The following is a 26,811-nucleotide window of genomic DNA, read 5'->3' as shown; positions in this document are numbered from 1 at the left end:
AATGGATAACCCTTATAACGCATTATTTTTTCCGTATTGATATTTTTAAAAACACTTAAAATTTCATATCAGCATAGAGGGTTGGGGTGATAGATAAGTAATTATTTTTATTAAACAATTTATCTTTATTAATAAGCATTTATCTACATAAAAAAAAACAAAAATCATGAATAATAAAAATTTTTTGTTTGAGGTTATTTAATTTAAACGTTCTTATATTTTGTTACAGAAACCTCGAAATACAAGTAAAAACAGAAATCAGAAAATAAGTATAAATGCCTACAAAATAATAATACAATACTTTTGTTTTTTTTAGTGGAGAATTACAATATATAATAAACAACAGATAACGAAAAGGAATACAAAAAAGGTAAAGAGATTACTCTTGACCTAATGCGTTGTTGCCATCATTTAAGTTTAATGAGAAGGCAACGTTGTTACATGATGCTGTTGTATCGTTACCAGAACCACATGATGAATCTTGTCCTGTTGCTGTTGCTTGACTTAAATCTTGCAATGCTTCATTTGATTTCTTCTTTTTCTTGTCATGGTGGTTGTCACCGCCTGCAAAGGCTTTGTTGTCGATATTGCTGATTGCAACAATAGAACCAACTAATGCTGCTGCAACAAATATTGAAAGGATTGACATTTTAATTTTCTTATCCATACAACAAATATTGACTTATTATATAATTGGATTGTTTAAACTGATTCTGAAATAATCTTACCTAATTAGATTCTTTAATAAAATTTCGCTATCATATATCAATGTAATTTTAGTAGGTAATATGATTCACTTAAATAAAATAAAATAAAATAAAATAAAATAAAATAAATGATATGCAAATAATTTTTTTTAAAAAAAAGGCAAAGAATAATGCTAATTTGTGGCGTTTAATATTCCTGTGCCATTTGGATAAAGTCTTACGGTAGTACTGGCGTCTGAAAAAATCACACCACCAATTTCAATGTTTTCAACCATACTTGGATTATTAATCAGGGTTTCAGATCCGTCGGGGTTTTTTGTTATATTTACAGGATTAGCAAATACTTTGACGTAGACGGGTAAAGTTGACACAGATGAGTTATCCAATTTGACTGAAGCACGCATTGATATCAAAATATCAGATACCGTAATTTCATCACTGGTATCGTTAACAAATTCATAAGTCAAAGGGTTATTGTTTATCAATATCAAGGGCTTGCCCTTGATATAATAATCTGTGTCAAGACCAAATGGCTTGGAAGAGAAGTTTGCCAAGAGTTTGACTTTTTCAGTGCCTGATAGTTGTGTATCGTTTATCAGCATACTACCAGAATTATTAAAGTTAGTAAGGTTATTCATATTTGCCAAGTCTTCATTCAAAACGCTTGAATTCAAAAGTGCCTTTGTCTCTGGAGATAATTCAAGATTTATGTTGGAAGGCTCATTATTTAAAATGGTTGAAATATTATTAGTATTTGTCAGATTGTCTATGGCCAAACTTAATGATTGATTTCCATCTGTTGGTTCAGTAGTAGAATAAGAATTATTAGAATATGATATTATTAAGATAGATACAGCAGTGATAAAGGCAAGGAGAGGAATACCTAAATTTTTAAAACTTGAATGCATTAATCAAGGTTCCCAAATTTACATATAAAAAAGTTTTCAACAAAGCAGGCAATTATGGTGCAAAATTCATACATACGTTAACAACAATAAAGGCTATCCTAAACTTTATGGTTAAGATTCGTCCTTTTGATATTTTGCAATAGATTCCTAACTCCTGTGCAAAAGTCATCAAGAATCATTATTTTTTATGGGCATTTTATAGAATGTTTAACTTTTTTGGCGAGTAAATATCCTGCTCCACTGTCGGCAACTTTTTCTTCTAACTTTTTTCTTTCCCTCCCCGCTTTTACTCACCCTATTTCCTCGTCCCTTTCCTGTTCCTCTTGATTCAATTACAATTGTCAGATTATACTAATAGACATGGCTTTTTAGCAGTAATAATAATAATAATAAAAAAATAAAATAATACCTGTTTAACATCTTTACAGTATTAGGTAATCGAACCAAAATAGAGCTGCAAATTTGAAGTATAAAATATAATTTTTATTAAAGTAAAAGTCCTACAAAATAATGCGCCAAATTCAATATGGTAGCAATCTTATCAATTTAGGGTTGGTGATAGTCGACATGCAGAATGGATTCGTCAGCAAGGGAGGATCCTACGATAAGTTAGGCATGAATATTGAAAATTACCAACAGGTTATCCCAAATATCAAAAGGTTAATCAATTTTTGTAGGGAAGAAAAGATCCCTATTTTTTACACCATGGCAATTAGAGAGCCCAGTGGCATTGATTTGTTGTTAAACATACATAATATTTTACCGCGCGCAAGGGAAGAAAGATTACAAAATGTCAAAATTCCTATCTGTATGCGAGATACATGGGATGCACAAATAATTGACGAAATCAAACCTCAAAAAGAGGATCACATTATTCTCAAAAGAAGGGACTCTGCATTTCAAGATACCGAGTTGAGGGTTTGGCTACAGAGCATTCAAGTTAATACTTTAATTTTTTGTGGAATAGATACTTCAATTTGCGTCGAGACATCACTGAGAGATGCATTTAACATAGGATACGATGTAATCCTAGTGTCCGATGCAACGGCTTCTGGAAATAAGAAACACTATGAGACTACAATCGAAAGAGTAAGAGACTACTACGGAATTGTAATCAATACTGATGACTTGAAGAAAATGATAAGAGTCCTCCAGGAATTAAATGAGGATGATGTTTATTCGACCGACGGAAAAGAAGAGAGAATTAGTGAATTTTTAGAAAATCACAAATTGATTAACGTGAGAAAGGAAAAGCAATAATAATAATAATAATAATAATAATAATAATACTTCAAGCGTCAAATTTTCAAATCCCAAAAATAAAGAAAAAAGAGATCTGCAAGTTTAGAATTTAATTTTATTTATTTAATTTTTTTCCTTTAGCAGATAAATAAAATCATAAATTTTTTTCATTAATAAAAATAAAAATTTGGCTCTTTTGATCCAAATGTAAGCGTAATTATTGCATTATAATAGCCCTAGGTGCTTTTTCTTCTACTTCCAAAATTCCCAAAGTAACAAGAACTACCTGGTTACAAATATTTGTCTATAATTACCAACATATAACAATAATAACCTTGCAAACAAGATTTGATTTTTAACTCTTATTTACTTTCGATCCTAACAATGGAAATGCAGTTTCAAGTTGGCAAGTCTGGTGCCAATTGCAATACTTTTGCAGTATAATTTTATAGCATGATCATTGACAAAATTTAATTAATTAATTGTCTTAAATATGATAATGAAACTTTGTTTTCATGTTACCCGCTGTAGTTCAAAGGCCAATTTGCATTACAATAAATCACAAGTCAACCAATTGATAAAGTCATCATTTGTAATCTCTTTAGTGATACTCATAGGAACTGTAGCATTGTCTTGGGGATTAAAAGATGTTTATGCCCAGGGAACCCAAAGCAGCCAAACCTTCAAAATAATAGTGGAAGTGACGAATAACGGTAATCTAGATGAGTACGGAACAATTCACGTATCAATCGATGGATCTCGCTCTCCAGTTATAACCAACAATCTAATCTTCCCTGCATTTCAGACATCATCTTATCCATTTACATTTAGCTCAAGCGATGTTCCAGTAGGAAAAGGGTTTACTGTAGAAGTAGTATATGGTGATGACGAAATAAAGAGAGTCTATGGTACAAACACCCCTTCCAATGCTCCTGAAGTTGCAAGCATAACAATACCTTAGCAAACTTTTGGCTTTATCATATTATTTTTTTTAATTAATTTTAAACTTCCAGTTAATATCTAACTTATTAATTTTATCAATTAATATGAAATCATGATACCTTTTGTTACCTTGAGGTAAGATAACTCTCCTTATAGTGAGCAGAAATTACATATAGATAAAAAGCTTCAGCTAAAATGTACTTTATAAACAAAACACCGTCAAAATCATACGATAATTAGAAGAATTCCGTTTAAAGTATAGCAAAGTTTAAAGGATTTTGTAATACCTACTTATCTAAATTCTGAATAAATAATGGTCACAGAGCCCTTAAACCGCCCGGTATTAACTTATGCGCATCACCAATTCATAATATTAGACGAGGACACTGACGCAGCTGCTGCAGTAAAATTTATGCATGGAAAAAAGGCAGAAACTATAATCGTTAAAAACAAACATGAGCAGTTTGTAGGGATTATTACTGACAGCGATATTCTGGACAAAATCGTCATGCGTGGAGAGGATTCTGATCAGGTACCTATTAAAAATATCATGAGCTCACCTCTAATAACCATATCAGCCAAGGCTAACGTTAGACAAGCTTTAGAGCTAATGAGGTTAAATCTAATCAAAAGGATTCCAGTTACAGACAATATACATATTTTAGGCGTTGTGACGCAGGAGGGTCTTGCAAATGTAATTCGCACCTCTGTCCTTGAGCGTCAGTTTCGCAGTTACAGGGTGGTAATTCGCGAACGTTATAAACCTATTTGGGGTAATCTTGGATTTATTTTGCAATTCGCAGGAATACTTTTTATCGCACCAGCAATGCTTGCCACATTCCTTGGTGAGGTAATTTCGGCAACAGGGATGTTTCTTGGAATAACAACAATGTCACTTACGGGCTTTGTCCTCAATTCATACGGTGAAAAAACGCCAATGAATCTAAGACAGGCATCTATCTTGATGGTTTCGAGTTTTGTATTGCTTAGTTTTTTTGGCAGTATTCCCTATATGTATGTCAATCCCTTCGGACAACATATCGATTCAATTACCTTATTTGTAAATAGTTTTTTTGAGAGTGCCTCTGGCTTTACCACGACTGGACTGTCTATGATCACCACCCCTGAAGACCTGCCCAAAAGTTTTGATTTTTACCGCTCGTTTACTCAGTGGATAGGAGGGCTTAGTTTCGTATATTTGGTAATCACTTTCTTTTACCCTGAAAGAAAGTTGGCTCACATGAAAGGAATGTTAGGCGGCGGCAGTCTAAGGCTCAAACAACTGATTCTTACTATTGCAGTGATATTTACCATATACACCACTGCTTTGTCGATACTTCTCTACATTTCCGGAAATCACGATATTATTTACAATATTTCTATAACATTAAGTGCGGTAACTGGCGGCGGATTTATCCCCTCATCAACCGCACTCATTTCAGAGAATTTCTTGGAATTATTTGTAATAATGACAGGAATGGTGATTTCGGCTTTACCTTTTGCTTTTCACTATGCGGTATTTAGCAAGGAAATGCACACTACAAAAATGCGTCCAGAGATTTATGCATACTTTGGCATAATCGCTATAGCAGTCATAATATTTTCTTATCTACTATACGTATTCAATCCTTCTGCACACTTTATGGATGGAATTTTTCATGCTGTCAGCGCGTCGACTACAACGGGTTTTCAATTCTTAAGCACCGATTCTATCCCTGATGATGGGAAGATCATGCTTATCATTTTGATGCTTATAGGTGGAACCGCATTCTCCACGGCCGGTGGTATAAAAATTGGAAGGATACTTTTGATTGTCCAAAAGCTAACCAAAAAAAGGTTCTCTGCAGACGTAACTAATAGATCAATTTCTTCTGTGTCTTCCCGTTATGATCATACCTACCATGGTTGGGAGCAAAAGACGGAACTTCACAAGGAACAAAAGACATTTAACGAGGCCATATTGGTCATAATTTTGTTTATTTTTGTATCTATTTTTTCGGGTTTCTTGATTTCCTTGTTTTCCCACAAGGACTTTCTGGATTCGATGTTTGAATCAACGTCTGCACTTACTACAACAGGACTCACAACAGGGATAACAAGCCTTGATACAGAAATAAGTTCAAAAATAATCCTTATAATAAACATGATAATCGGTAGGTTTGAAATTATTGCAGTTATTTACCTTTTTTTGGAAATTTCAAAGGTAAAGAAACTCATACGATAAGCATCATAGATAGGTTAGATAAGATAAAAAAAATATAATACCCTACCTTACCATGCCTTACCAAATATGCTCATCCATAACAATATGATACAATTTCCAATTGTAATTAAAGCAGTGGTAGGCAGGATTCTAAAATCAAAAATAAAGCCGTGATAAAATTAAAAGAATTAATTACCATTTACAAAAAAAACACAAATAATCTCATTAATTTGTTCACCACCGGACGAATAACTTGTCGATTAAACCAGAATAATTTTCTAGTGAAATAATATAGAATATATTTTTATATTTTAAAAATCATAAAGTCTTGATGAATATTACAAATTCATTGAATTTTGTATTCCTAGCAGGAATTTTGACAGCAGCCATTGGTGTTATGCCAATGATTATTTCAGGAAATGCGTTCGCACAATCAAATGCAACATCAAATACACCTATGATGAACATGACCATGGGTAATGACATGATGATGGGTAAAAACGGCTACGGTAAATCAATGATGGGCATGGAACATAAGAAATACCAACCGATTAACGGTACTATTAACTTGATGGAAACAATGTTTACGTCAATAGGAGCAAAGTTTAATGTATCTTTGACCGATGCTATAACCACAGCAGAACAAGCAGTTGGAAATGGATCTTTCGCAATGTCTGCAAACGGTGAAGAAAAGGATGGGTATCTTGTTTATTCTATAGTATTGGGTTCACCAGATATGAAATTTACAAAGGTATTAGTAGATCCCGGTAACGGATCAGTGTTACAAACCAAGAATGTATCAATGATGGAATGGATGATGATGATGCATTCTCAAGGACATTCGGATATGGGAATGAAAGGAATGCACAATAATGGCGGTTACGGAAGTAATCAAGGCTATGGTGGTTATGGCATGGGTATGAGCGGAATGCATAGTGGTAGTGGTAGTGGTGACTGGTCTGGCGGAAGTGGAAGCGGCTACGGTGGCTGGGAAAAACAACAAGGTGCCAATGGATGGTAAGCCCTCTTTAACTTTGTTTTAGAAAATTTTTTTTGTTGTGATGGCAATCAGCTCATTTTTTTTCTTTGTGTGTATATATAATTAAAGGAGGAGAGATAGATAGACAGATAAATAGTCTAGGGTCATCTTGAATTATTTGGATAAAAATTATTTGATCATGTTAAATTTGATTTTTTTTCACAGATGTAAAATTCTTTATAATCTCAATGAAACATTTTGTACCTTTGTTTAACAGATCAAGTTCTGCATACTCATTGGGAGAATGTAGCTTGTTTGGTAATATGGTACTGCCAATGCAAATTGAATCCACATTTAAAATTTCTTTAAACAAATACATTGGTCCTGTTCCTGGGGAAGAGATGTTTAAAATGATGCCGTTAAAAATTTTAGAAGCCGACTCTACTACCATCTTTACATAAGGATTATCTATAGGAGTCTTGTAGGCAGGCTCCCCAGATAGATATTTGATCGACACTTGTTCCTGTGAATAACCCAAAGATCTTATGAACGAAACCAGTTTTTCAAATTGCTTCTGTGGATTCATATTGGGGACTAGTCGAAAATCCATTTTAGCAGTGGCCGTTGCAGGCAATATTGTCTTAATGCCGCTATTAGTATATCCTGAGATGAGACCAGAAATATTACAGGTTGGTTCAATTGCTAATGCTTTTTTTACTTCATAAGAATCTTGGTTGTCTATGAAGTTAGCGAATCCATATTCTTTCTTAAAAGCCTCTTCGTTGAAGGGCTCATCTGCCAATAGCTGCAATTCCTTTTCCTTGATAGGTATCACATCCTCACACCAGCCGCCAATGAGGATATCACCTCTTTTTGAATCATATAGAGCAGAAAGTAATTCTATTAGTTTCCAAGCCGGATTTGGAATCGCTACTGCAAGACTGGAGTGAATATCTCTAGATGGTCCATGGACTTTAATTTCTGTGTTGAGTATGCCTTTTTGTCCTAATGAAACTATCGCTCGACCATCCTTATCCACGTAACCGCTTTCCCAGATTACCAAATCAGTTTGTAATTTATCTTTAAATTTTTGAATATACTTGCCAAGATTTGGACTACCTATTTCTTCTTCTCCCTCAATTAGAAATTTTATATTGCATGGAACGTCTCCTGTTTCTTTTAGGAAAAATTCCACTGCTTTTAACCTAGTAATTAATTCTCCTTTGTCATCTGCAGAGCCTCTACCAAATATTTGATTACCTATTACCTTACCACTAAAGGGATCCTCATTCCATTTTTCTATGGGATCTACGGGTTGAACATCATAGTGATTATAAAACAATAGTGTTTTTGATTGAGGATTTGATTTTGACCTGACCTCACCAAACACAACCGGTGGAACTGGATTTATTGTCACATTGTCAATTTGATCTTCTACATTCAAGCGAAGTAATTCTGACTTTATCCCGGCGTTAGCCATAATCTTTGATAATAAAGTTGCACATTCTTTTAGTCCTTGACAAGTTGCCGAGATGCTAGGCTGCCTAATGAGGACTTGAAGATCTGTAATGATACTTTGCATTTGTTCATCATTTAAGGAAGCAGACAGCAACATATTATCCAATGATTTCACCTATCTCCCAATAACAAGCAAAAATTATAAAATGCTTCCTATTTCCCATTTACTTCTTAACTCAATTAACTCACAATGTTAACTATTAAAATTTTGTTAAACATTTTCGGTTTGTTTAACCTATTAAAAGGATTTATAATCATATAATATAAGATTTATACATTCAATTTAAAATAAAGGAGAATTGCTTTTGGTTTTTTCCCATACACTTTGAACAATCTCGGAAACTGTTTGATGAACATTGCCGTTGTAGATAGATTCCCATTTACTAGCGATATATTGACCAGGAGAAGTCCTAGCGTCTAAGCGCTTCTCTAAAATACCAATGTATTCCATACCCAGACCAAGGTCTTTGAGACCTTTCTTTGCAACATGCAGATAAGTCTTGATTGTTTCGGATACTTCAAAATGAGTCTTTGCGTTATATCCAGATCGAATGACAGCAGATCGGTCTTCTCTTATAGAAGATAACGGTCTTAATGGTCTTCCCTCTATAATGGACCTATAGAGAAATCCGATAAAAAATTCTATCATTGCTACAATTTCCTTAGGGGTGGGCTGGACGGACATTATTCGTGTTTCTACTCGATAGTAAGGCGAATTCAACCTTATTCTTAAATCATCGTGTCTGTCCTTTTCTAACCCAAAATAGTCATTAGAATTTTCCGGATTATGTCTTGAGGCAATATAGTTAATATAGTCTTCAAGTCTATCAAGATATTTTGGAATGGCAGGAAAGCCGGAATTTTGCTGTTCAGAGTGATCATATAAAAAAACGCGGGGTTCATAAATTGAAAAGAGTTTTCCAGAAAATAATCTACTATTGGCGCCAAGTAGTATTGCAGAAGGGATTAGACTGAGCATATAGTTGAACATATGTGTAGTATAAACTGGATTCAAACCCTGAAGATGAAGATGAAAACCCTGTATTGCGGTTGCTATGTCTGAAGGTTTAAAGGACTGGCCTTCTATTTCCACATCTGGGAATTTTTTTTGCCATTCATAGAATTTAAGGTATCTTTCTTTGCGGGTTACAAATTTTCTCTTAAAAATGTCCGGTGATGGATTACCACCTAAAAAAACTGGAATTACATTTCGATTCTTATATACCTTCTTTATTGCTATCTCTAAATGATCAATAAAATCTACAAAAAAAGAATTTATGCTAAATAGATCATGCATTGATATAGGAGCAGTTTTAATTTCAAACTGACATTTACCATACTCTGCTTCCACGTCAAACTTTGACCGCATTTCTTCTAACAATTTATGGGCGCTTACTGGTAATGCTTTATCATCTAACAAACATATTTCTATTTCTACGCCTACACGATAAAGCTCGTCTATTCTATGTAGATCATCTTGGACCCTCTTTTTTAATCCAAGTGTTTGATCGGCTAGAATATCAGTCAAATTGCTTATTTTTATCTGTGATTTTAAGTATAAATTTCTTTAGTAAAGATTTCTATTAGCAAATATATATATATTATTTAAACATGACAGAATCAATCTAATTGTAATTTCAAATACTTTACAGATAACCATAGCATCAGAAAAAATTTGTATCATTCCTGTTATTAGTAATTAACAATTCGAATAGTGACATTATTAGTAATGGTAACATACACCTTTACCTTTTACTAGTCTTCAGGGTTGACAAAACGAGATTTAATATTATATAGGTTATTTGATTCCTTTCTATGGCATTGATAACAGAGAGTTCTAAGATTGTTTCTATTGTGGACAAATTCAAGAATAGTTTTAACTTTGTCCTCTAATGTGTTAAACTCGTAACCTATAGACTTGTAAAATGATTTGGGTATTATATGATCACATTCCAGCCAATTTTTCGTTCCTTTGTTCATTTTCTTTCTTCTATTCAATTTAATACCACAAAGTTGGCAGGTAAAATCATCTCTTCTTAAGACACTATTACGAACATTTCTCCAATAAAAGTTGCTGTTATACCATTTTGTAAACTGTTTGGAGCACTGTAGAGAACAATACTTCCTGAATGGTTTACATACAGGGTTAGTGCAGTTATTGTTTCTACATTGAGGATTTCCTATATCATCCGTCTTATCAAACTCATTTATATAGACAATTAGCTTTGGTGGTCTAGAGGGTATATGTTTTGTTTTAATGGGATCACCATTGGTCTTTACGCTAATACTGATATCATTTTTTATATTGGAAGATTTCAAATTTGTCAAAGCACAATTATTCGTGGATCCGCGGTAATTTCGTTTCCTTCGTTTAACTCTCATCAATAAATCACCTCGACTTTGTTTAATTTTTTTTTGCTATTTTTGTATCAGACATCTCTTGGATAAATAGTATAAACAGCCTATATTATTAGTAACATGAACTAATTTCATTTTTGTTTGACCTTTACTTTGTAAATTAAAGTATTTTTATTTTTATCTTTTTCCTTTTCTTATTTTGTCGCCAAAGCGAAAAGATTGTTGATATCAAACCTAATAAATCAAATAAAAATACAATATACCGTGCAAGCAGGATTGCTGCCATACTTACCTGAATTGAAAATGAATCTGTTAATCAGGCTAAATAAAAGTTGCTGCATTAGGGTAGAAGAGAAATACACGAATATAATTCGCTTCCTTCAGATTTTTATTCTTAGCACTTTTTCGTTATTTATCTTGCTCTCTGCACCCGATAAAATTATTCTTAATTCGAAAAGTTTCAAATGCCTAAAATAAGTTATTCTTAACAGTTTTAAATTTATAGAAGGAGAATAATATTTTTATATAAAAACCTGAAAATTGTATTGGTTTTAGGAATTTGCAACTACTCTGACTGAATGTTAAATTGTAGGATCCTAGCATTTAAAAAGTGAGTATTATTTTTGAAATTCTTCAGGATTATATCCCCTGGTATTTCATAAACACTTAAAAGCCGATTTGAAACTGTATAGTTCATTTATCTTGAAGAGCATTGGTCAGTCAAAGAATCCTACAAGGTATTTGTTCATTGCAACTTTAGCAATATTAGGCTTAACCTACTCTGTTATGATACTTGGAGTATATCTATCTTCTATTCATCAAGGACTTTCATGTTTAACATGGCCACTATGTCCTAATGGGTTTGATTTTCCACCTCCAAAGTATTTTTATGAACACTTTCATAGGACGTTAGTTTTTGTCCTCCTAATTTCCGTGGTAACTTTTACATCACTTACTTACATAAAAATCAGAAATCAGAGTTTGCGTTCTAAACTGACACTCGCTACTGGATTACTTTTGATTCAAATTTTTATCGGGTGGTTTATGATCTACACAAAATTGAACCCATTGGTAGTTGCAGGCCATTTGGCTACTGGAATTGCTTTCTTTGGGATATTATTGGTTACACTCTTATCGCTCTATCATCAAATGAATAAAGTCAAACAAATAAACAAAGAATAATTTTTTTTTGGATTGTAAATACACAGGCTTAAATTTTAGTTAATTTCATCATATTCAGCATATTAATTTCCATTCCAAATCGGTCTTCACTACTTTTCATATAATTGTAAATTTTTAATAGTTCTACAAAATCTTTAATGATATTGAATTTTTTATCTATGCTTTTTCTTATGAAATTATAAACATTAGAATAAATTTTGAATGTGGATAAGACTTCTGAAATATACTTTTCTTTATCGTAAAGATTATCCACGAAAAGTTGTGCACAGATTGTCGATGGGATGATACCTTCACCAAGCAGGGCATAAACTGTCCCAATTGATTCACCAACTCCTATAGTTTTATTCCCATCTGTAAAAGGCAGACATTTAGAGGGTGGAGTAATCCTTACCGGTCTACCAACCTTTTTAAGAATTTCACATGGATATTTTTTCATAAAGGTGTCCATAAAGGCATGAGTTTGCTTCCTCTTGAAATCTCCTGATCCTATATGAGCATAACCGTTACCTAATGGAAAGTACCAGAAATATCCCGATAATGAAGGGAATGCTTTTAAATAGAAATCATCAAATGGTACGTTTTGGTATTTTACTTTGTACTGAACACATGGAATCCATAGTTCATTCTTTAACTTTGGAAGGTAATGACGATGAAAACCTGTCGAATCTATTATCACGTCAAAATCTTGTTCCAGGGTTTTCTTGTTTGGTGATTTTTCAAAGGTTATGTCGGTACCTTTTATCATATCTTGAATTAACTTGAGCTTGTCGTAACTTATCATTCCCTTTAGGTTGATTTTGATATATTTTCCAGATTCAATACCTTCTCCGACGTCAACCTTCATCTGCTTTCCATCATGCAGTATATAATCATCAAAATTAAGACCACATACTTTAGCGTAATCTTTCATAATGTTATCACACGTAGCCCAAGCACATACCGCATCATGCTCCTTTTCAGGCATTCTTTCAAATCCCTTAACATGTATATCATGAAAACCACTTAACTGATTCATCAAAAAAGCTCCTGCAACACCTATGCCTACAACTGCGATCTTCACAGCCTAACTAATACCTCGACAAATAAAATGATTTCACTATCACAAAGATATGAATAAAAAGCATGAAACAAGAGTAGTCTTGAAGATGGGAGCAAAAAGGCCTGTAAGGAATAGAAAAAAGAAAATGGCAGGACCTATGAGGGTAGGGATCGCATTGATAATACTTGGAGCTTTTCTGGTCGGGTTAGGAGGTTTTTTCAATAGAGAGGCAGTTTCAATTTATGGGTTTGTAGTGGTTGTATGCGGATTCGTGCTATATTTTGCTTCTCACTTTTATCTTAGTCACTTGGAGAAGAAAAATGCTAAAGGAAAAAAATTATGACTAACTAAATAAAAATCTCTTTAATGAAAAATACGGTATGTTTTAAAAACCATGACCCACAAATAACAATAAATTAGAAAAATAATGGAAGAACAACTATTCAAGAAATACTACAACCAGGAATTAGGCATTTCGTTTTTTTACGATTCATTGCTAATCTTGGATGCAAAGGACACCGAGTCAAATTCTGATCTTGGATTAGGTCTCAGACATGGTGATTTTCAATTCAAGTTATTAAAATTATCACCTGAGGCGAATATTGGATTAAGGTATTTCGGACTAGAGAATGGACTGAGGTCATCTCTTGACAAAAATGAAATTATAATAGAAGATTTAAACTCAGATAAAGTAAGGATAAATGCCAGCAAAATTGTCCAAACAACAACTATCATTCCCAAGGATGGAGGCAACTTCAAGGTTAAGAGATATCTGATATCTCAGGATGGGCAAGGATATTTGTTGGCTTTTCAAGATAAGGCAGAGAAGTTTGATTCGCAAGAAACACAAACTAGATTGCAAAATATTATAGAAACTTTAAAGTTTCACAATTAATTACATAAATTATATATTTATTTTTGGATGGTAACTATTATTAGAAAAGCTATCAATATGATATTAAAGATAGTAACTTCTTGTTGATTTAAGAAGGGTTATTGATGCAAATTGTTAATTCCTTCCGGGCATGAGATACAAGGATAAAATCCCTGCAAATAAACGTTTACCATAACTTAAATTGTATTACTTGCAAATATCATAACATTAATTATGTATTTACGAAAAATAAGAATATACTGATTTTTTGGGGGCATAAGTTAACCATAAAAAAATTTAGGTATTGGATAAATTCATTCCACGTAAAGTGCTGGCTTAAATGGACGAGAAATTCGGGCTTTATTTTTAGGATCAATAATTCCCGGTTCGTCCTCCGAATATATAACAAAATTGCTTTCTTTAATCCCAATTTCTTTTGCTAACAGACTTTTTGCATCTTGTAACGGCAATAATTCGTCAAAATTATTCATTTTCTGCCTATTTAGTAATTCACTTGGTGATAAAGACAGCAAGTCTTGATTCATTTTTTTAATTAACTCGCTATTTTGCTGAATGAATTTTTTCTGATCGGAAGTTAGAGATGTATCTGATAGGAGGGTTTTCATAATCAAGCCAAAGTTTCTTGAATTTGTATCTTTTACTATTTCGAGTATCTTATGATATAATATAGTCTTTTGTTTGGAACTTAGGTATATGTACACTCTCTCAGGATTAGAATTCTTCGTTACTTTTAGGATTTTTTCAAGGTCATTCAAAATATTAGTGATATGTCTTTCATTTTCCTCAGTAGTGTAGTTATTAAAAATGGGATTTGGTAATGGCCAGTTGCCGTTAAAAACTGATTTGCCATTCTTGTCAATTAAAGCCCAAAGTTCCTCTGTAAGAAATGGACAAAAAGGAGATAACATTATTATCCTGACTTTTAAGAATAAATAGGTAATTTCTTTGTAAACACGGTTTGATTCCAAATTTGAACCCAATTTACTTAATTTCCTTTTCTTATACCATTCAAAGTCTTTGTCCATTAAATATAAAACGTTATTTAATGAATCCCTGATCCGCATTTCATCTAAAGCGCCTGATATTTCAGTGATGGTTGAATTTAGTCTGTGCAGCAGCCATAGATCTTCTAAGTTGAGATTGTTTTTTTCTTGAGAGCGAAGGTAATCTTCAAATGAAATATCTTTTATCCACTGTTTATTTTCGTTTAAGAACGCTTTACCAAAATAAAATATTTCATTTAATCTCGTATATATACCTCTTAAAGTCGTAAAAGAAAAATCAACGTCCTGTAGCAATTCCCCAAGAATCAACATTGCAACCCTGATTGAATCAGCACTAAACTGTCTGATAGTAGATCTTAACGGGATGGTGTTACCCATGGATTTTGACATTTTTTTGCCATCCATCAAGACTGAACCATTTACCACAATCTGCTTAGGCCATTGAGATTTTTGAAAGATTATTGAGTGGTTAAAAATGAAAAAAGACAAGTGATTTGGTACCAAATCTCTTCCAGAATGCCTCGAATCCAAAGGATAGTAATAATCAAATTCATTCTTGATATTATTTGCTAATGCTTTAAATTCTGCCAATTCAGTGTTGTCACTTTTTTTTAAATCTGAACTTTGGGAAAACTCCTTATCAGGTTTAACTAATTCCTCTTTAAAATATTCTTCAGGTTTGTTTAATAAAATATAATCAAAGAAAGAATTATCAATTAAATGAAGATAATTTTCTAAATTGTAGAGGTTAACATACTTTGCAACAAGGTAATAAATCATGTAAATTACGGAATCTGACAAGCTTTCAATAATCCAATCAGTATCCCAAGGCAGAGGGGTTCCTAGACCAGATTTTCTAGCACAAGCTCTAACTTTAAGCCAATCGAATACATTTTTAAATTCCCTAATTATTTCTTCAGGAAGGATTTCCATTGATTCTAAGCATTCAAAAGCATTCCTTTTCCATTTTGGATTACCATAATTTAGAAACCATTGGTTGTCTAGCAATTTCACATAACACTTTGTTCCACATCTACAAATCACCGGTTTGTTAGTCAGTTCGTAAAATAAAATAGCCTTGTTCTGACGCAATAGATCGAATTTAACTTCGTCCCTAGCCTTTGGGACTGGCATCCCAGAATAATTAAGAACAGAGTTATTCATTTTTCCCGAGTAAAATTCTAAAGAATACAAGTCAGAAGTTGCTTTCTCTAAATTTGGATCGGATTGTTCTTTGATTGAGTATTTCTTCAGCATTACGAGCGAAGGAATATCAAGATCACTGAGGCTGAAACCAGCGGCAGTTTGCGTGCCATCGCCTTTAGGGTTGGCATCCATTCCTACAGAAGATATCTCACCTTTTAAATTTGACTCTATGATTGTGATTGGTACAATGTCTTTTAATCTATTTGTGGTCTGACTCCTCTTTAGATCAATTAGTGCTTGCATGTCAAATGGAGCATGCGCTGGGACAGACATTACAATTCCACTACCCTCATCAGAGGTAACAAACCTTGCAGGCAAAACTGGTATTTTTGAGCCATCGATAGGATTTTCCACAAATCTTTCTGCAATTTCACTGCCTTGTATTGTTCTGACTATTTCAACAGAAAAATTTAAAAACCTTAGTTTATTGAAAGATTCTTCAGTCATGATCCATTTTTCTTTTTCGTTTATCCTGACAACCAAGTACTCGAATGTCGGATTAATCCACAAATTAGTTACACCAAATAGAGTTTCGGGTCTCAAAGTTGCTGTTGGTAGGTAAATGTCCTCATCAGTTAGTTTAAATTTAACCATGGTATATTCAGTGAAGGCGGGTTCAACGTCGCCTAGTGTATCGTGCTGGCTAACAGGATTATTATCATTTGGACACCAGCCAACCGGATGAGAACCTTGCTCTATAACCCCTAGACGCTTCAAAGTTTCAAATTGCCAAGCAATAAATTTCTTATAAACAGGGTCAATTGTTGTAAATTCTCTTCTCCAATCAATTGAATATCCCATTTCCATCATGCCTTTTTTGATTTCCTCATGAAAATATTTGGCAATTTCTAGTGGATCTCTGAAGGTTTCTATTATTTTATCTTCAATTTTATATATGCTCTTAAAATTCTCTATTATCTCTCTGTCACCAGCAATCACTCTTTTAGACATTCCAAGAATGGGGGTTCCAGTGTAATGGAATGCCATGGGAAATAATACGTTATACCCTCTTAATTTTTTATATCTTGCATGAGTATCTGCTATTGTATAGGTTCTTCCATGGCCAATATGCTGAGGAGAGTTAGGGTAAGGATATGCAACAGTGATAAAATATTTTTTTTGATTGGGATCAGGATCTGATGTGTTTGTCAGATTTTTTTCCCAATTGTCAAGCCACTTTTTTTCGATATTATTCCACATGTTAGTCTCCTCGGACAATTCTTACTCTAATTCATCGTATTACGCCCCGTTATTTGAAAATTAGGAATAAGCAATTATTAGAAATCATATAGTATATTTATAACAATTTGTATTTTTCTTTGCAAATTGCAAAAAAAGAAGAGAAGAGAAAGAATAAAAAAATATTTTTCTTTTTTATATTATCATTACAAACTGGATTTCCCCCTCTCGACTGGACAATTTAATATAACAATACTGGACCTTAATCAACAATGTGAAAATACTATTACATAAGTTTCAAGATTTCAAAAATTCAAGACCACATATGATATTACTCCACCTGGCTAATAGATTTATCAACCAAAATTAATTGGATCAAAATGTGTTTTATAAATGGTGAGGTGAACCAGATGAAAAAAAAGTTATTTTTTATTTAATAATGCAAAGAACTTTTTCTATTAAGTTTTTAATTTTGATATAGCATGAAGTTAAATTATATGATGAAACGCTTAATTTGACGCTTTAACAACTCTAAGATAACTGTGGAAAAGTCAAAGTACTATTCAAAATATAAGAACGGAATAGTTGTGCCTACTGCGATCTGTGCAGTTATGTTTGCAATCTTATTCCTTTACTCTACAATGACTTCACCCGATCAAGATATTTATCTTAGCAAATCATTGCACACTTTTGCTGAAATTGTTTTCGTTTCTTTTATTTCCTGCATGGTTCTTTTTTATTTGAGCATTTTTAGATACTACTTTTCTCGATTATACCAAGAGAAGAGTCCGAGTTCATTTTTGTATCAAATCCAATTGCCATTTAGAGTTCTAAAATACAAAATACTATTTTTGATTTCTGCAATAGCATATTTCATTTTCTTTGCTTTTCTGTCAAACATGTTTATCTACTTCATAAACGAAACAACTATTTTCACATTGTTACCCTCGCCAAAGCCTGCGGAACAGGGCAATATGCTTCATACAAATCACAATAATAATATAAAAATGCAGAATCAGGCAACTGAAGGATCTGAAAATGCCATTGAATCAAAGCCCATAGTATATCCAGATTACCAGCTAATAATTTGTTGTAACTATATTGGTTACATGCCAATGTTAATTCTCAAACTAAGTGCAAACTTTTCAATTTTATTGATTCCTCTTAATCTGTTAATAGGGATTACAATATCGACCTTAGTTGGATTAAACGTGGCATTAAACATATTCATTTTGTACCGGTACAAGTACGCAAAGATATCGAGAAAAAATTTTTTGGGAGCTTTAGGTATTTCTACAGGATTGTTTGTAGGCTGTCCCACATGTACTGGAAGTTTATTTTATTCAATCGCAGGATTTAGTTCTTTGGTATTATTTGCATCTCTAAACTCATATCAAATCCTTTTTGTGGTAATAAGTATCCCACTACTGTTGGGTTCTTTGATCCTGATGGGGAAGATGCTACAAAAAACATACACAAATTCATGCAATATTTGATTAAATATATTTTAAAAAAAGAGGATGGTTTTACCTTATTCCTTGTCTATAAATTCATCTGGAGATGGTGGTTCCGGATTTATTCCCTTTCGTTTTCTAATATCGGTAACCAAATTCTTTATAACAGACTGGGGTACCGCTTGCCAAGTCTTAAAATATGTACTCCACATGGCTTTTCCAGCTGTTCCACCTCTCATCGTTTCCGACAGATCAAAAGTTTCAGATGCTGGAACTTCACCTAATATGATTGCTATCACCCCTTTTTGATCGACATTTAACAATTTTCCCCTTTTGCCTGACAGAATACCAGCAACTGTCCCTATTTGTTCCTGAGGGCATTTTACCTCAATACCCAAAATAGGCTCCAGCAATACAGGATCTGCGATTAGCATTGCCCCTAGCATTGCTCTTCTAGATGCAGGCATTAATTGTGCTAAACCCCTGTGAGCTGGGTCCTCATGGGGAACAAAATGGTGTAATACAAATTTTAGTCCTCTGACTGCTTCCTGCGCGATAGGACCAGAATGTATAACGTCATCAAATCCAGATTTGATTGAATCCATTGACTCTTGAATGAACTGAACACCCTTAGTTTCATCTGCCAGCATGTTGCCACTTGGATCGACAGTTACCACACTTCGGGCTTCGTCTGAACTCCAACCTTTTTCTCTTAACAATCGAGCCATTTCTTTCTTATCCATATCCTCGCGTAGTTGACCAGTCCGAATCATCTCAATTATTTCTTCGCTCAAGGGCTCGACTCGGAGGAAGATCTTGTTATGTTTGTTTGGAGATTTGCTCATTATTGGACCAGCTTTTCCTTTAATAGTCTCACGATAATTGATGAGAGGTTGAGTAGTTTTAATATCTAATCCGGCTTCTTGCAATAAGGATGTCGCAATTTCAAGATGCAAAACACCCATTCCTGCCATCAACGTTTCTCCAGTTTCCTCATTAATTTTTACTATCAAGTTTGGATCTTCCACCGTTATTCTCCTCAAACCTTCAACCAATTTAGGCAAGTCCTTCGGATGTTTAGGCTCTACAGCTATAGTAACTACAGGTTCTGAAACGTACTTTATAGACTCAAATGCATTTACATTCTTGACAGAGGAGATTGTTTCTCCCGCCACTGCATAGTCCAGACCTAGTAACGCAGGAATATTACCACAAGGCAATACACTAACGACTTCTCTTGTATTCCCCATGTAAATATTAACTGACTGAACTTTTCCATTCCTTTTTGCATCGATCAAATAGACTTCATCCCCATCTTTGATCGTACCTGAAAATAATCTTCCTGTTGCAACTCGACCAGCTTGAGGATCAACGTTAATAGTGGTAACCATCATCAGCGCAGGTCCCTTCTCATCACAATTTACCAATGCTTTACCAATATCAGAGTCCAAGTCCCCAGGCCAAATCTTCGGAATTCTATATTTTTGGGCCACGTGAGGAGGAGGATGATGTTCAACTACCATCCCCAATACAGCATCATGTAGGGGAGCTCTCTCCGACAATTTCTTGATGGATGATGGATCTGTAGAAGTATAAGCATCATATACATCCTTGAAGCTTATCCCTTTCTTTTGAGCTACTTTAAAGTTGAAACCCCAACGATCTTTGGCAGAGCCGAAAGCAACTGTGTTACCCTGTATGCTTACCTTCCACTTTTCTTTTAACTCAGGCTCAGCATACAAGTCTACTAACCTATTAAATTCTGCAATGATATTGGACAACCACTTTTGCATGGCTGCCGGATCCAATCTCAATTCCTTTACTAATCTGTCTATCTTATTGATATATAACACGGGTCTTACTCTCTCCTCCAAAGCTTGTCTTGTGACTGTTTCAGTTTGAGTCATTATCCCCTCCACCGAATCAGATACCACAACTACACCGTCAATAGCCCTAAGTGCTCTTGTGACTCGACCGGTAAAGTCAATGTGTCCAGGGGTATCTATCATATTGATAACAAAATCTTTTCCGTCATCATTTTCATAAAACAGTGTCACGTTAGCCCCTCTAATGGTCATTTGCCTATTTTGTTCCAATTTCATGGAGTCAAGGGCAAGAGCTTGACCTGCTACACTAGGAGATATAATCCCAGATGCAGCTAAAAGACTATCACTCATGGTAGTTTTACCATGGTCTACGTGTGCAATAACACCAAAATTTCTTATTTGGTCTTTATTTCCAATTATCCTAAGAATATCCTGAGTCGATTTAAACTTGGGCATCTATATTCCAAAAAAGTTTTTCTACGGTTATTAAACCTTCCTTGTGTTATATCGGTGCTGTTAACTTAAGCGTTGTTCACCTCCTTGTTATGATAATCTGAAAACATATTCAACCAGTTACTTACGTGCTTCAACTTGCAATTCTTTATTCTACACGGAAAATAATCATCGAAACTTTCAGTTCTATCCTTTAGATATTGCGTAGTTCTCTCGATAAGGCTTTTCTCCAATGAGGAATGGATATGATGTTTTAGTTTCAGGAATCGACATGCTTGAGGATACCATCTACCACCATCAGTAGATACACCGTGTTTTCCGTGAATCTTAATCAAACCATCAAGGAATCTTTCGGCTACAAGCATGTTTCTTTCCTTAGATTTATTAGCAAAAGAAGTGCGAGAATTTCCATGTTTTCGGGTTCAATTGTAACCCATAACCAAATATACTCGGATCCAACTTTAATCAATGTCTCATCTATGATAAATTCTGAGATCCTTTTCCTCTTGATTGATATCTTCTGAGGGGTATATTTTTGAATCCATTTCCAGATTGCAACATGACTTCTCTTTACTTTGTTTAGATGAAATATTGCTTTGGAAACACTTCTAGTTGATAAACCAAGAAAGTACAAATACAAAGCATGGTCAATATCTAAAGAAGGTGTTCTGTTTCTTTTGATGTTCATAACTGAAATAGAGTATCTTCCAGCTATATCATTTTCTTAAGTTAACAGAGCCGTTATATCTCAACTTAAACTTATTAGTCCAACTAAACTTTTCCTTTGAGATACAAACAATATTCAATCAGTTATCTTGTGGCCGATGAAATTAATAGTTTCTCTATAGAGTTTAGGATGTCAATTTTAGAGAAAATGACCATCAACTTTTGAAAGCTACCTCAATATGACCGAATGGATTTCTAAAGTTTTAATCTTACTAATCCATGATCACCATTTATATAGCAACTATTGTTGTAGAGAATAATTAGATTATGGTAGAAGAGATCAGAGTAGGTCATACTCCTGACGCCGACGATGCCTTCATGTTTTATGCCATCGAAAACGAACTTATCCCTATGATGGATTTTAAAATAATTCACTGTGTTGAAGACATTGAAAAACTCAATAAAAGTGCCTTAAATCATGATTTGGAAGTTACAGCAATATCTGCCCATGCAATGAAAGTCCTAGAAGATTATTCTATCTTGTCAAGTGGCGGAAGCTTCGGTATTAACTATGGCCCAATTATAGTTTCAAAAAACAGATCATTGGATAATTTGAATAATGGTTTGATTGGGATCCCAGGATATTTGACATCAGCGTACTTGCTTATGACCTTGGCATTTGGCAAATTAAAATGTAAGGAGATCCTATTCAGTCAAATACCAGAATCTTTGAATAGAAATGAAATTGACTATGGTCTTGTGATTCATGAATCTCAACTTACATATCAATCTCAGAGTTTGAGTAGAATCTTTGATCTTGGTATTTGGTGGCATGACAAAACTAACGGTTTACCTGTCCCACTTGGAATTAATGTCGCCAGCAGACGACTTTTAAGGAACGACCGTATAAGAGATTTCGATAGGCTTTTAAAAAATTCGATAATCTATGGTTTGGAACATTTGGACGAAGCAATTGACTTTGCTTCAAGATATGGTAGGGGAACAGAAAAAACAACTTTGACGAAATTTGTAAAAATGTACGTGAATGACTATACTGTTGATATGAAGGAAGAAGGGAAAAAGTCCATTATTACATTATTTAAGCTAGCACGAGAAAATGGCATAATAGACAAAGAAATTCAAATACAATTTGCTTCATAAGCGTATTTTTTTCTTTCTTCTACGTCTGAATTAATTTAAATCCTATTTAGTGTATTAAAGAATGTATCTCTCTGTACAGGTGTTCTCCCTATCTCTTTTACCAGATATCTTAATTCGTTTAATGTAATTTGATTTGGTTTACCCGCCGCCTTAAATATTTCTTCAGAGAAGGCAGTTCCTACTAGGTCATTTCCACCATAACATAATGCTACTTGTGCAAGCTTCTTACCCAAGGCAATCCAATAAACAGAAACATTGTTCAACACGTTACCTAGTAAGAGTCGAGATAAGGCTATGATTCTTAAATCATACGTTGATGGACTCTCTGCCATGATTGTGTGCTGCTTTTCAAGCTGAGTGTTTTCAAGACTAAATTTTAAAGGGATAAAGGTCGTAAAACCACCTGTTTTCTTATTTAACTCTCTTATCCGGAGGATGTGGTCTACAATGTCCTCGGGAGTTTCTATATGTCCAAAAAGCATAGTACAATTTCCCCTTAGTCCGATTTTGTGAGCTTGATAGGCAGTGTCCAACCATTCTTCTCCCGAACATTTGCCTAAAACGATTTTATCCCTAGTTGCTTTGTTAAAAATCTCAGCCCCTCCACCAGGAAGAGCATCTAAGCCCGCTTCCTGAAGTCGAATTAATACTTCCTTAACAGAGTTTTTTGTTACCTTCGAAATAAAAAATATTTCTGCGGGAGTCAATGCCTTGATTATTACTTTTGGAAAGTTCTGTTTTATCGACTTGAACATTCCTTCATAGTATTCAAGGTTTAACTTTGGGTGAAATCCGCCAACAATATGTAATTCCGTGGCGTGAAGATCGTTAACCGCCATTTTGGCTCTCAAAACCATTTGTTCATTTGTTAAAGTATACGCATCATCATCTTTTTCTTTACGATAAAAGGCACATAGTTGACAGCTAGCTGCACAAATGTTTGTATAATTCAGATAATACGAGGAAACAAAAGTAACGTCATCACCGCGAATCTTCTTTCGAAGTTGATCAGCAGCGTTACCTAATAAAAATAAGCTTTCATTTTTAAGCAGGTCAACGCCGTCCTTAAATGAAAGTTCTTCACCATTTATCGCTTTCTCTAGAGAAGAAGTCGGCTTCAATAGTAGGTTAGACAATGAAGATACTACCTAATTAAAAAATATAAGTGCTTTTAAACAAGTCAAAAAAATAAAAAATCAAAGATTAAATTGTACGAAGATGAAGGTAACTTACTCATTGCAAAACACCCAATTAAGTCATAATATTCTCAAAGGCTCAGAAATTGAAGACACCGTAACTGAGATTTTGTCCGATAATGAGTTTAAGATAAATGACCTCGTTTTCCTTCTAAAGACTCATGAAATCCAGAGGTTGGGATTGATAGGAAATAAAATCCGAGAAGATCTTTATGGTAAGAAGGTTTCATTCATAAATAATATTATTTTAAATTACACAAATGTTTGTGTTACTTACTGCAAATTCTGCGCTTTTTATAGGCCACCGGGTCATAAGGAATCTTATACTGTTAGTAAAGAAGAAATCTTGAACAGGATTGTATTTGCCAAAACTAATTATGACATAAAGCAAGTGCTTTTCCAGGGTGGACACAATCCAAAATTAAATACAGAGTACTTTGAAGATGTGTTTAATAGTATTCGAACAAAGTGTCCTGATGTTGCAATCCATGGGCTATCTGCTTCTGAGATAGATATGATATCACGAGTAGACAAAAGTTCCCCAAGAGAGGTTCTATCTAGATTAAAACATGCAGGGTTAGAATCTCTTCCAGGGGCTGGTGCAGAGATACTAGTCGATGAAGTCAAGGAAATTATAAGTCCACTCAAAATTTCGAGTCAGACTTGGCTTGATATCATGGAAACGGCTCATGATCTTGGAATCAAGTCATCTGCTACAATGATGTATGGAACCGTAGAATCCATTGAACAGAGAGCTAGGCATATTATAAAAATTGCGGAACTTCAGAAAAAAACAAAAGGATTTATGGCTTTTATCCCATGGAGTTTTGAACCAAACAATACCGAGATAAATGAGTCCGGCATAGTTCAATTTCCAATGGGTGGATTTGAACTCTTGAAAATGATATCTGTTTCAAGAATAGTATTTAAAGGATTGATCGATCATCTCCAATCTTCTTGGCTGACCAACGGGATTGGAATGGCACAGTTGGCCATTTATCATGGATCAGACGATTTTGGTGGGACTTTGATAGGCGAAGAGGTGGTAAGCGCTACCGGAGCAAGATCCACTGAATTATTGGCTCAAAATATAATAAATGCTATTAAAGCAATGGGATATATTCCTGTGGAACGAAGAAATAATTACGAAGTAATAAAACATTTTTGATTCATTTTTTCCTATAGTATGAGGGAATGTTGTCGAGAGGAGTCACGATTATAAATAGGTTTATAAATGTATTTGGGTAAAAATTACAATTGTGCCAGTTGGAATAGATGATATGGCTATCTATGTTCCGAAGCTTTACATTGACTATAAAGACTTTGCGGAAGCCAGAGGTATTGATCCCCAGAAATTAGAATATGGTATCGGAATAAGAAAAATGGCGTTGGCTGATGCTAATCAAGACCCTGCCAGTATGGCAGCTAATGCTTGTATGAGATTAATGAAAAATAATGATCTCCGTCCACAGGATATCGGGAGGGTTTATGTAGCCACAGAATCTGGTCTGGATGAGTCAAAAGCCATGAATTCCTTTGTGATAGGCATGTTAGAACAAGTTTATGGGGAGAGTACTTTAGAACACGCAGGCGGCATAGAATGTAAATTTGCGTGTGTTAGTGGTTCTTATGCACTATATGACAATACGAATTGGATAAGAGCAGGGGAAAGTAGTGACAAAGCCGCTATCGTAATTGTAAGTGACATAGCAAAGTATGACATAGGATCAGCAGGTGAATACACTCAAGGAGCTGGTGCCGTTGCCTTGTTAATCAAGGAAAATCCCAGATTACTTGCTTTTGATGAAAAAGTTACTTCTACTATAATAAAGAATGAATACGACTTTTATAGGCCTTTTGGTAAAGAGACCCCCCTGGTCAATGGACTATATTCTAATTTACTTTACCTAATCCAAGTACGAAAAGCGTTGGAGATGTATAAAGATAAGGCCATTAAAAGTGGATTAATAAAATTAGGCGAAAATGAATCAATTACGGATCACATCGATTACATTAGTGTTCACCTGCCTTATAGGAGAATGGGGGAGAAGGCACTTGCTTATTTGTTAAGACATGAATGGAGACATTTACCTAGGTGGAAGAAAATAATAGAAGAAATCGGAACTGATGAGCCGGTTCCTAAGGATCCCCGTGGAACAATAGAATCCATTCTTGCAGATGTAGAGTTCATGAAAGCAGATGAAAAATTCAGGCGGGAGTTTATGAAAACTCAGCATTATAGAGATGTTTTTGAAAAAAAAATGGCATCATCACTTCAAGCTTCTGCTCTAATAGGAAATTTGTATACTGCATCTATGTATATGGGTTTGAGGAGTTTATTAGAGTTTGAATTCTTAAAAAATGTAGATCTTTTCGATAAAAGGATTGGTTTTGGTTCATATGGTAGTGGATGTAGTGCTATGGTATTTTCTGGGGTCGTGCAAGAAGGATACAAAGAGTTGGTATCCCGAATGAACCTAGATAAAGATATCGGACCAAGGACTAAAATTTCTATAGAAGACTACGAAAAATTGCACAAGAATACTCGAAAGTTCGATCAAGCTTTCCTGAATGCCGAAGATGAATTTATACTTGTAAACATAGGTGGTAGCACTGCTGATCGGGCAGGTTTTAGGGAATATTGTTACGCATCTTAAATCCAATAGTTAGATTCAACAAGAATTCTTAATTTT

At 34.2% G+C, this 26,811-nt stretch carries 22 protein-coding genes; 11 read left to right on the top strand and 11 right to left on the bottom strand.

Annotated elements, in window-relative coordinates:
* Positions 1–379: 379 nt before the first annotated feature.
* Both F1Z66_RS11220 and F1Z66_RS11215 read right to left on the bottom strand, forming a co-directional pair.
* On the bottom strand, positions 380–667 hold the full coding sequence (locus F1Z66_RS11220) for a hypothetical protein (protein WP_159357613.1): 288 nt from the start codon (positions 665–667) through the stop codon (positions 380–382).
* Positions 668–880: 213 nt separating this feature from the next.
* Complete coding sequence (locus F1Z66_RS11215; protein WP_149863712.1) at positions 881–1,615, bottom strand: hypothetical protein; 735 nt, start codon at positions 1,613–1,615, stop codon at positions 881–883.
* A 510-nt stretch (positions 1,616–2,125) separates the two neighbouring features.
* On the opposite strand from F1Z66_RS11215, the gene F1Z66_RS11210 reads away from it, so the two are divergent.
* From F1Z66_RS11210 to F1Z66_RS11195, 4 genes are all read left to right on the top strand, one after another.
* Entirely contained in the window at positions 2,126–2,875 is a 750-nt protein-coding gene (locus tag F1Z66_RS11210) for a cysteine hydrolase family protein (protein WP_149863711.1), read from the top strand.
* A 556-nt stretch (positions 2,876–3,431) separates the two neighbouring features.
* Positions 3,432–3,818 (top strand): hypothetical protein, encoded by a 387-nt coding sequence (locus F1Z66_RS11205; RefSeq protein ID WP_195907532.1) that lies wholly within the window; start codon positions 3,432–3,434, stop codon positions 3,816–3,818.
* 294 nt (positions 3,819–4,112) lie between these two features.
* Complete coding sequence (locus tag F1Z66_RS11200) at positions 4,113–6,023, top strand: potassium transporter TrkG (protein WP_149863709.1); 1,911 nt, start codon at positions 4,113–4,115, stop codon at positions 6,021–6,023.
* 310 nt (positions 6,024–6,333) lie between these two features.
* Complete coding sequence (locus F1Z66_RS11195; RefSeq protein ID WP_149863708.1) at positions 6,334–7,023, top strand: PepSY domain-containing protein; 690 nt, start codon at positions 6,334–6,336, stop codon at positions 7,021–7,023.
* A gap of 160 nt (positions 7,024–7,183) precedes the next feature.
* Here the strand turns inward: F1Z66_RS11195 and F1Z66_RS11190 are convergent, their stop codons facing one another.
* The 3 genes from F1Z66_RS11190 to F1Z66_RS11180 form a co-directional block, all read right to left on the bottom strand.
* Positions 7,184–8,596, bottom strand: a complete 1,413-nt coding sequence (locus tag F1Z66_RS11190; protein WP_201448635.1) for a M20/M25/M40 family metallo-hydrolase — start codon at positions 8,594–8,596, stop codon at positions 7,184–7,186.
* A gap of 186 nt (positions 8,597–8,782) precedes the next feature.
* A complete protein-coding gene (locus tag F1Z66_RS11185; RefSeq protein WP_149863707.1) occupies positions 8,783–10,027 on the bottom strand; it encodes a hypothetical protein in 1,245 nt (414 codons plus the stop codon).
* Between the two features lie 227 nt (positions 10,028–10,254).
* Positions 10,255–10,884 (bottom strand): HNH endonuclease, encoded by a 630-nt coding sequence (locus tag F1Z66_RS11180; protein ID WP_149863706.1) that lies wholly within the window; start codon positions 10,882–10,884, stop codon positions 10,255–10,257.
* Positions 10,885–11,559: 675 nt separating this feature from the next.
* On the opposite strand from F1Z66_RS11180, the gene F1Z66_RS11175 reads away from it, so the two are divergent.
* Complete coding sequence (locus F1Z66_RS11175) at positions 11,560–12,039, top strand: COX15/CtaA family protein (RefSeq protein WP_149863705.1); 480 nt, start codon at positions 11,560–11,562, stop codon at positions 12,037–12,039.
* Positions 12,040–12,067: 28 nt separating this feature from the next.
* Here the strand turns inward: F1Z66_RS11175 and F1Z66_RS11170 are convergent, their stop codons facing one another.
* A complete protein-coding gene (locus F1Z66_RS11170) occupies positions 12,068–13,099 on the bottom strand; it encodes an NAD(P)/FAD-dependent oxidoreductase (protein ID WP_149863704.1) in 1,032 nt (343 codons plus the stop codon).
* Between the two features lie 49 nt (positions 13,100–13,148).
* Here F1Z66_RS11170 and F1Z66_RS11165 point away from each other — a divergent pair, with 49 nt between their 5' ends.
* Together F1Z66_RS11165 and F1Z66_RS11160 are read left to right on the top strand one after the other, a co-directional pair.
* A complete protein-coding gene (locus F1Z66_RS11165) occupies positions 13,149–13,421 on the top strand; it encodes a hypothetical protein (RefSeq protein WP_149863703.1) in 273 nt (90 codons plus the stop codon).
* An 84-nt stretch (positions 13,422–13,505) separates the two neighbouring features.
* Complete coding sequence (locus F1Z66_RS11160; protein ID WP_149863702.1) at positions 13,506–13,973, top strand: hypothetical protein; 468 nt, start codon at positions 13,506–13,508, stop codon at positions 13,971–13,973.
* Between the two features lie 293 nt (positions 13,974–14,266).
* Here F1Z66_RS11160 and F1Z66_RS11155 read toward each other — a convergent pair whose 3' ends face one another.
* Complete coding sequence (locus F1Z66_RS11155; protein ID WP_159357612.1) at positions 14,267–17,401, bottom strand: leucine--tRNA ligase; 3,135 nt, start codon at positions 17,399–17,401, stop codon at positions 14,267–14,269.
* Positions 17,402–17,904: 503 nt separating this feature from the next.
* Between F1Z66_RS11155 and F1Z66_RS11150 the strand changes: the two genes are divergently transcribed.
* Positions 17,905–18,858 carry a hypothetical protein gene (locus F1Z66_RS11150; RefSeq protein WP_149863700.1) on the top strand — a complete coding sequence of 318 codons (954 nt, stop codon included), beginning with the start codon at positions 17,905–17,907 and terminating at the stop codon, positions 18,856–18,858.
* Between the two features lie 35 nt (positions 18,859–18,893).
* Here F1Z66_RS11150 and F1Z66_RS11145 read toward each other — a convergent pair whose 3' ends face one another.
* From F1Z66_RS11145 to F1Z66_RS11135, 3 genes are all read right to left on the bottom strand, one after another.
* Entirely contained in the window at positions 18,894–21,098 is a 2,205-nt protein-coding gene (locus F1Z66_RS11145; protein WP_149863699.1) for an elongation factor EF-2, read from the bottom strand.
* A 65-nt stretch (positions 21,099–21,163) separates the two neighbouring features.
* Positions 21,164–21,460, bottom strand: coding sequence for a hypothetical protein (locus F1Z66_RS11140; protein ID WP_149863698.1), 297 nt, complete (start codon positions 21,458–21,460; stop codon positions 21,164–21,166).
* Positions 21,451–21,783, bottom strand: a complete 333-nt coding sequence (locus F1Z66_RS11135) for a hypothetical protein (RefSeq protein WP_149863697.1) — start codon at positions 21,781–21,783, stop codon at positions 21,451–21,453. Before F1Z66_RS11135 ends, F1Z66_RS11140 begins: the two co-directional genes overlap by 10 nt.
* Positions 21,784–22,088: 305 nt before the next feature.
* Here F1Z66_RS11135 and F1Z66_RS11130 point away from each other — a divergent pair, with 305 nt between their 5' ends.
* Complete coding sequence (locus tag F1Z66_RS11130; protein WP_149863696.1) at positions 22,089–22,922, top strand: menaquinone biosynthesis family protein; 834 nt, start codon at positions 22,089–22,091, stop codon at positions 22,920–22,922.
* A 35-nt stretch (positions 22,923–22,957) separates the two neighbouring features.
* On the opposite strand, the gene F1Z66_RS11125 is transcribed toward F1Z66_RS11130, so the two are convergent.
* Positions 22,958–24,058, bottom strand: a complete 1,101-nt coding sequence (locus F1Z66_RS11125; RefSeq protein WP_149863695.1) for a radical SAM protein — start codon at positions 24,056–24,058, stop codon at positions 22,958–22,960.
* An 82-nt stretch (positions 24,059–24,140) separates the two neighbouring features.
* On the opposite strand from F1Z66_RS11125, the gene F1Z66_RS11120 reads away from it, so the two are divergent.
* Both F1Z66_RS11120 and F1Z66_RS11115 read left to right on the top strand, forming a co-directional pair.
* Positions 24,141–25,286, top strand: a complete 1,146-nt coding sequence (locus F1Z66_RS11120; protein WP_149863694.1) for a CofH family radical SAM protein — start codon at positions 24,141–24,143, stop codon at positions 25,284–25,286.
* Between the two features lie 91 nt (positions 25,287–25,377).
* Positions 25,378–26,775: a hydroxymethylglutaryl-CoA synthase family protein gene (locus F1Z66_RS11115; RefSeq protein WP_149863693.1), complete on the top strand. Its 1,398-nt coding sequence runs from the start codon at positions 25,378–25,380 to the stop codon at positions 26,773–26,775.
* Positions 26,776–26,811: the final 36 nt, after the last annotated feature.

The sequence above is a fragment of the Candidatus Nitrosocosmicus agrestis genome (genome assembly GCF_008389435.1).
GTDB lineage: Archaea > Thermoproteota > Nitrososphaeria > Nitrososphaerales > Nitrososphaeraceae > Nitrosocosmicus > Nitrosocosmicus agrestis.
This window is presented reverse-complemented; position numbering and strand designations above follow the sequence as displayed.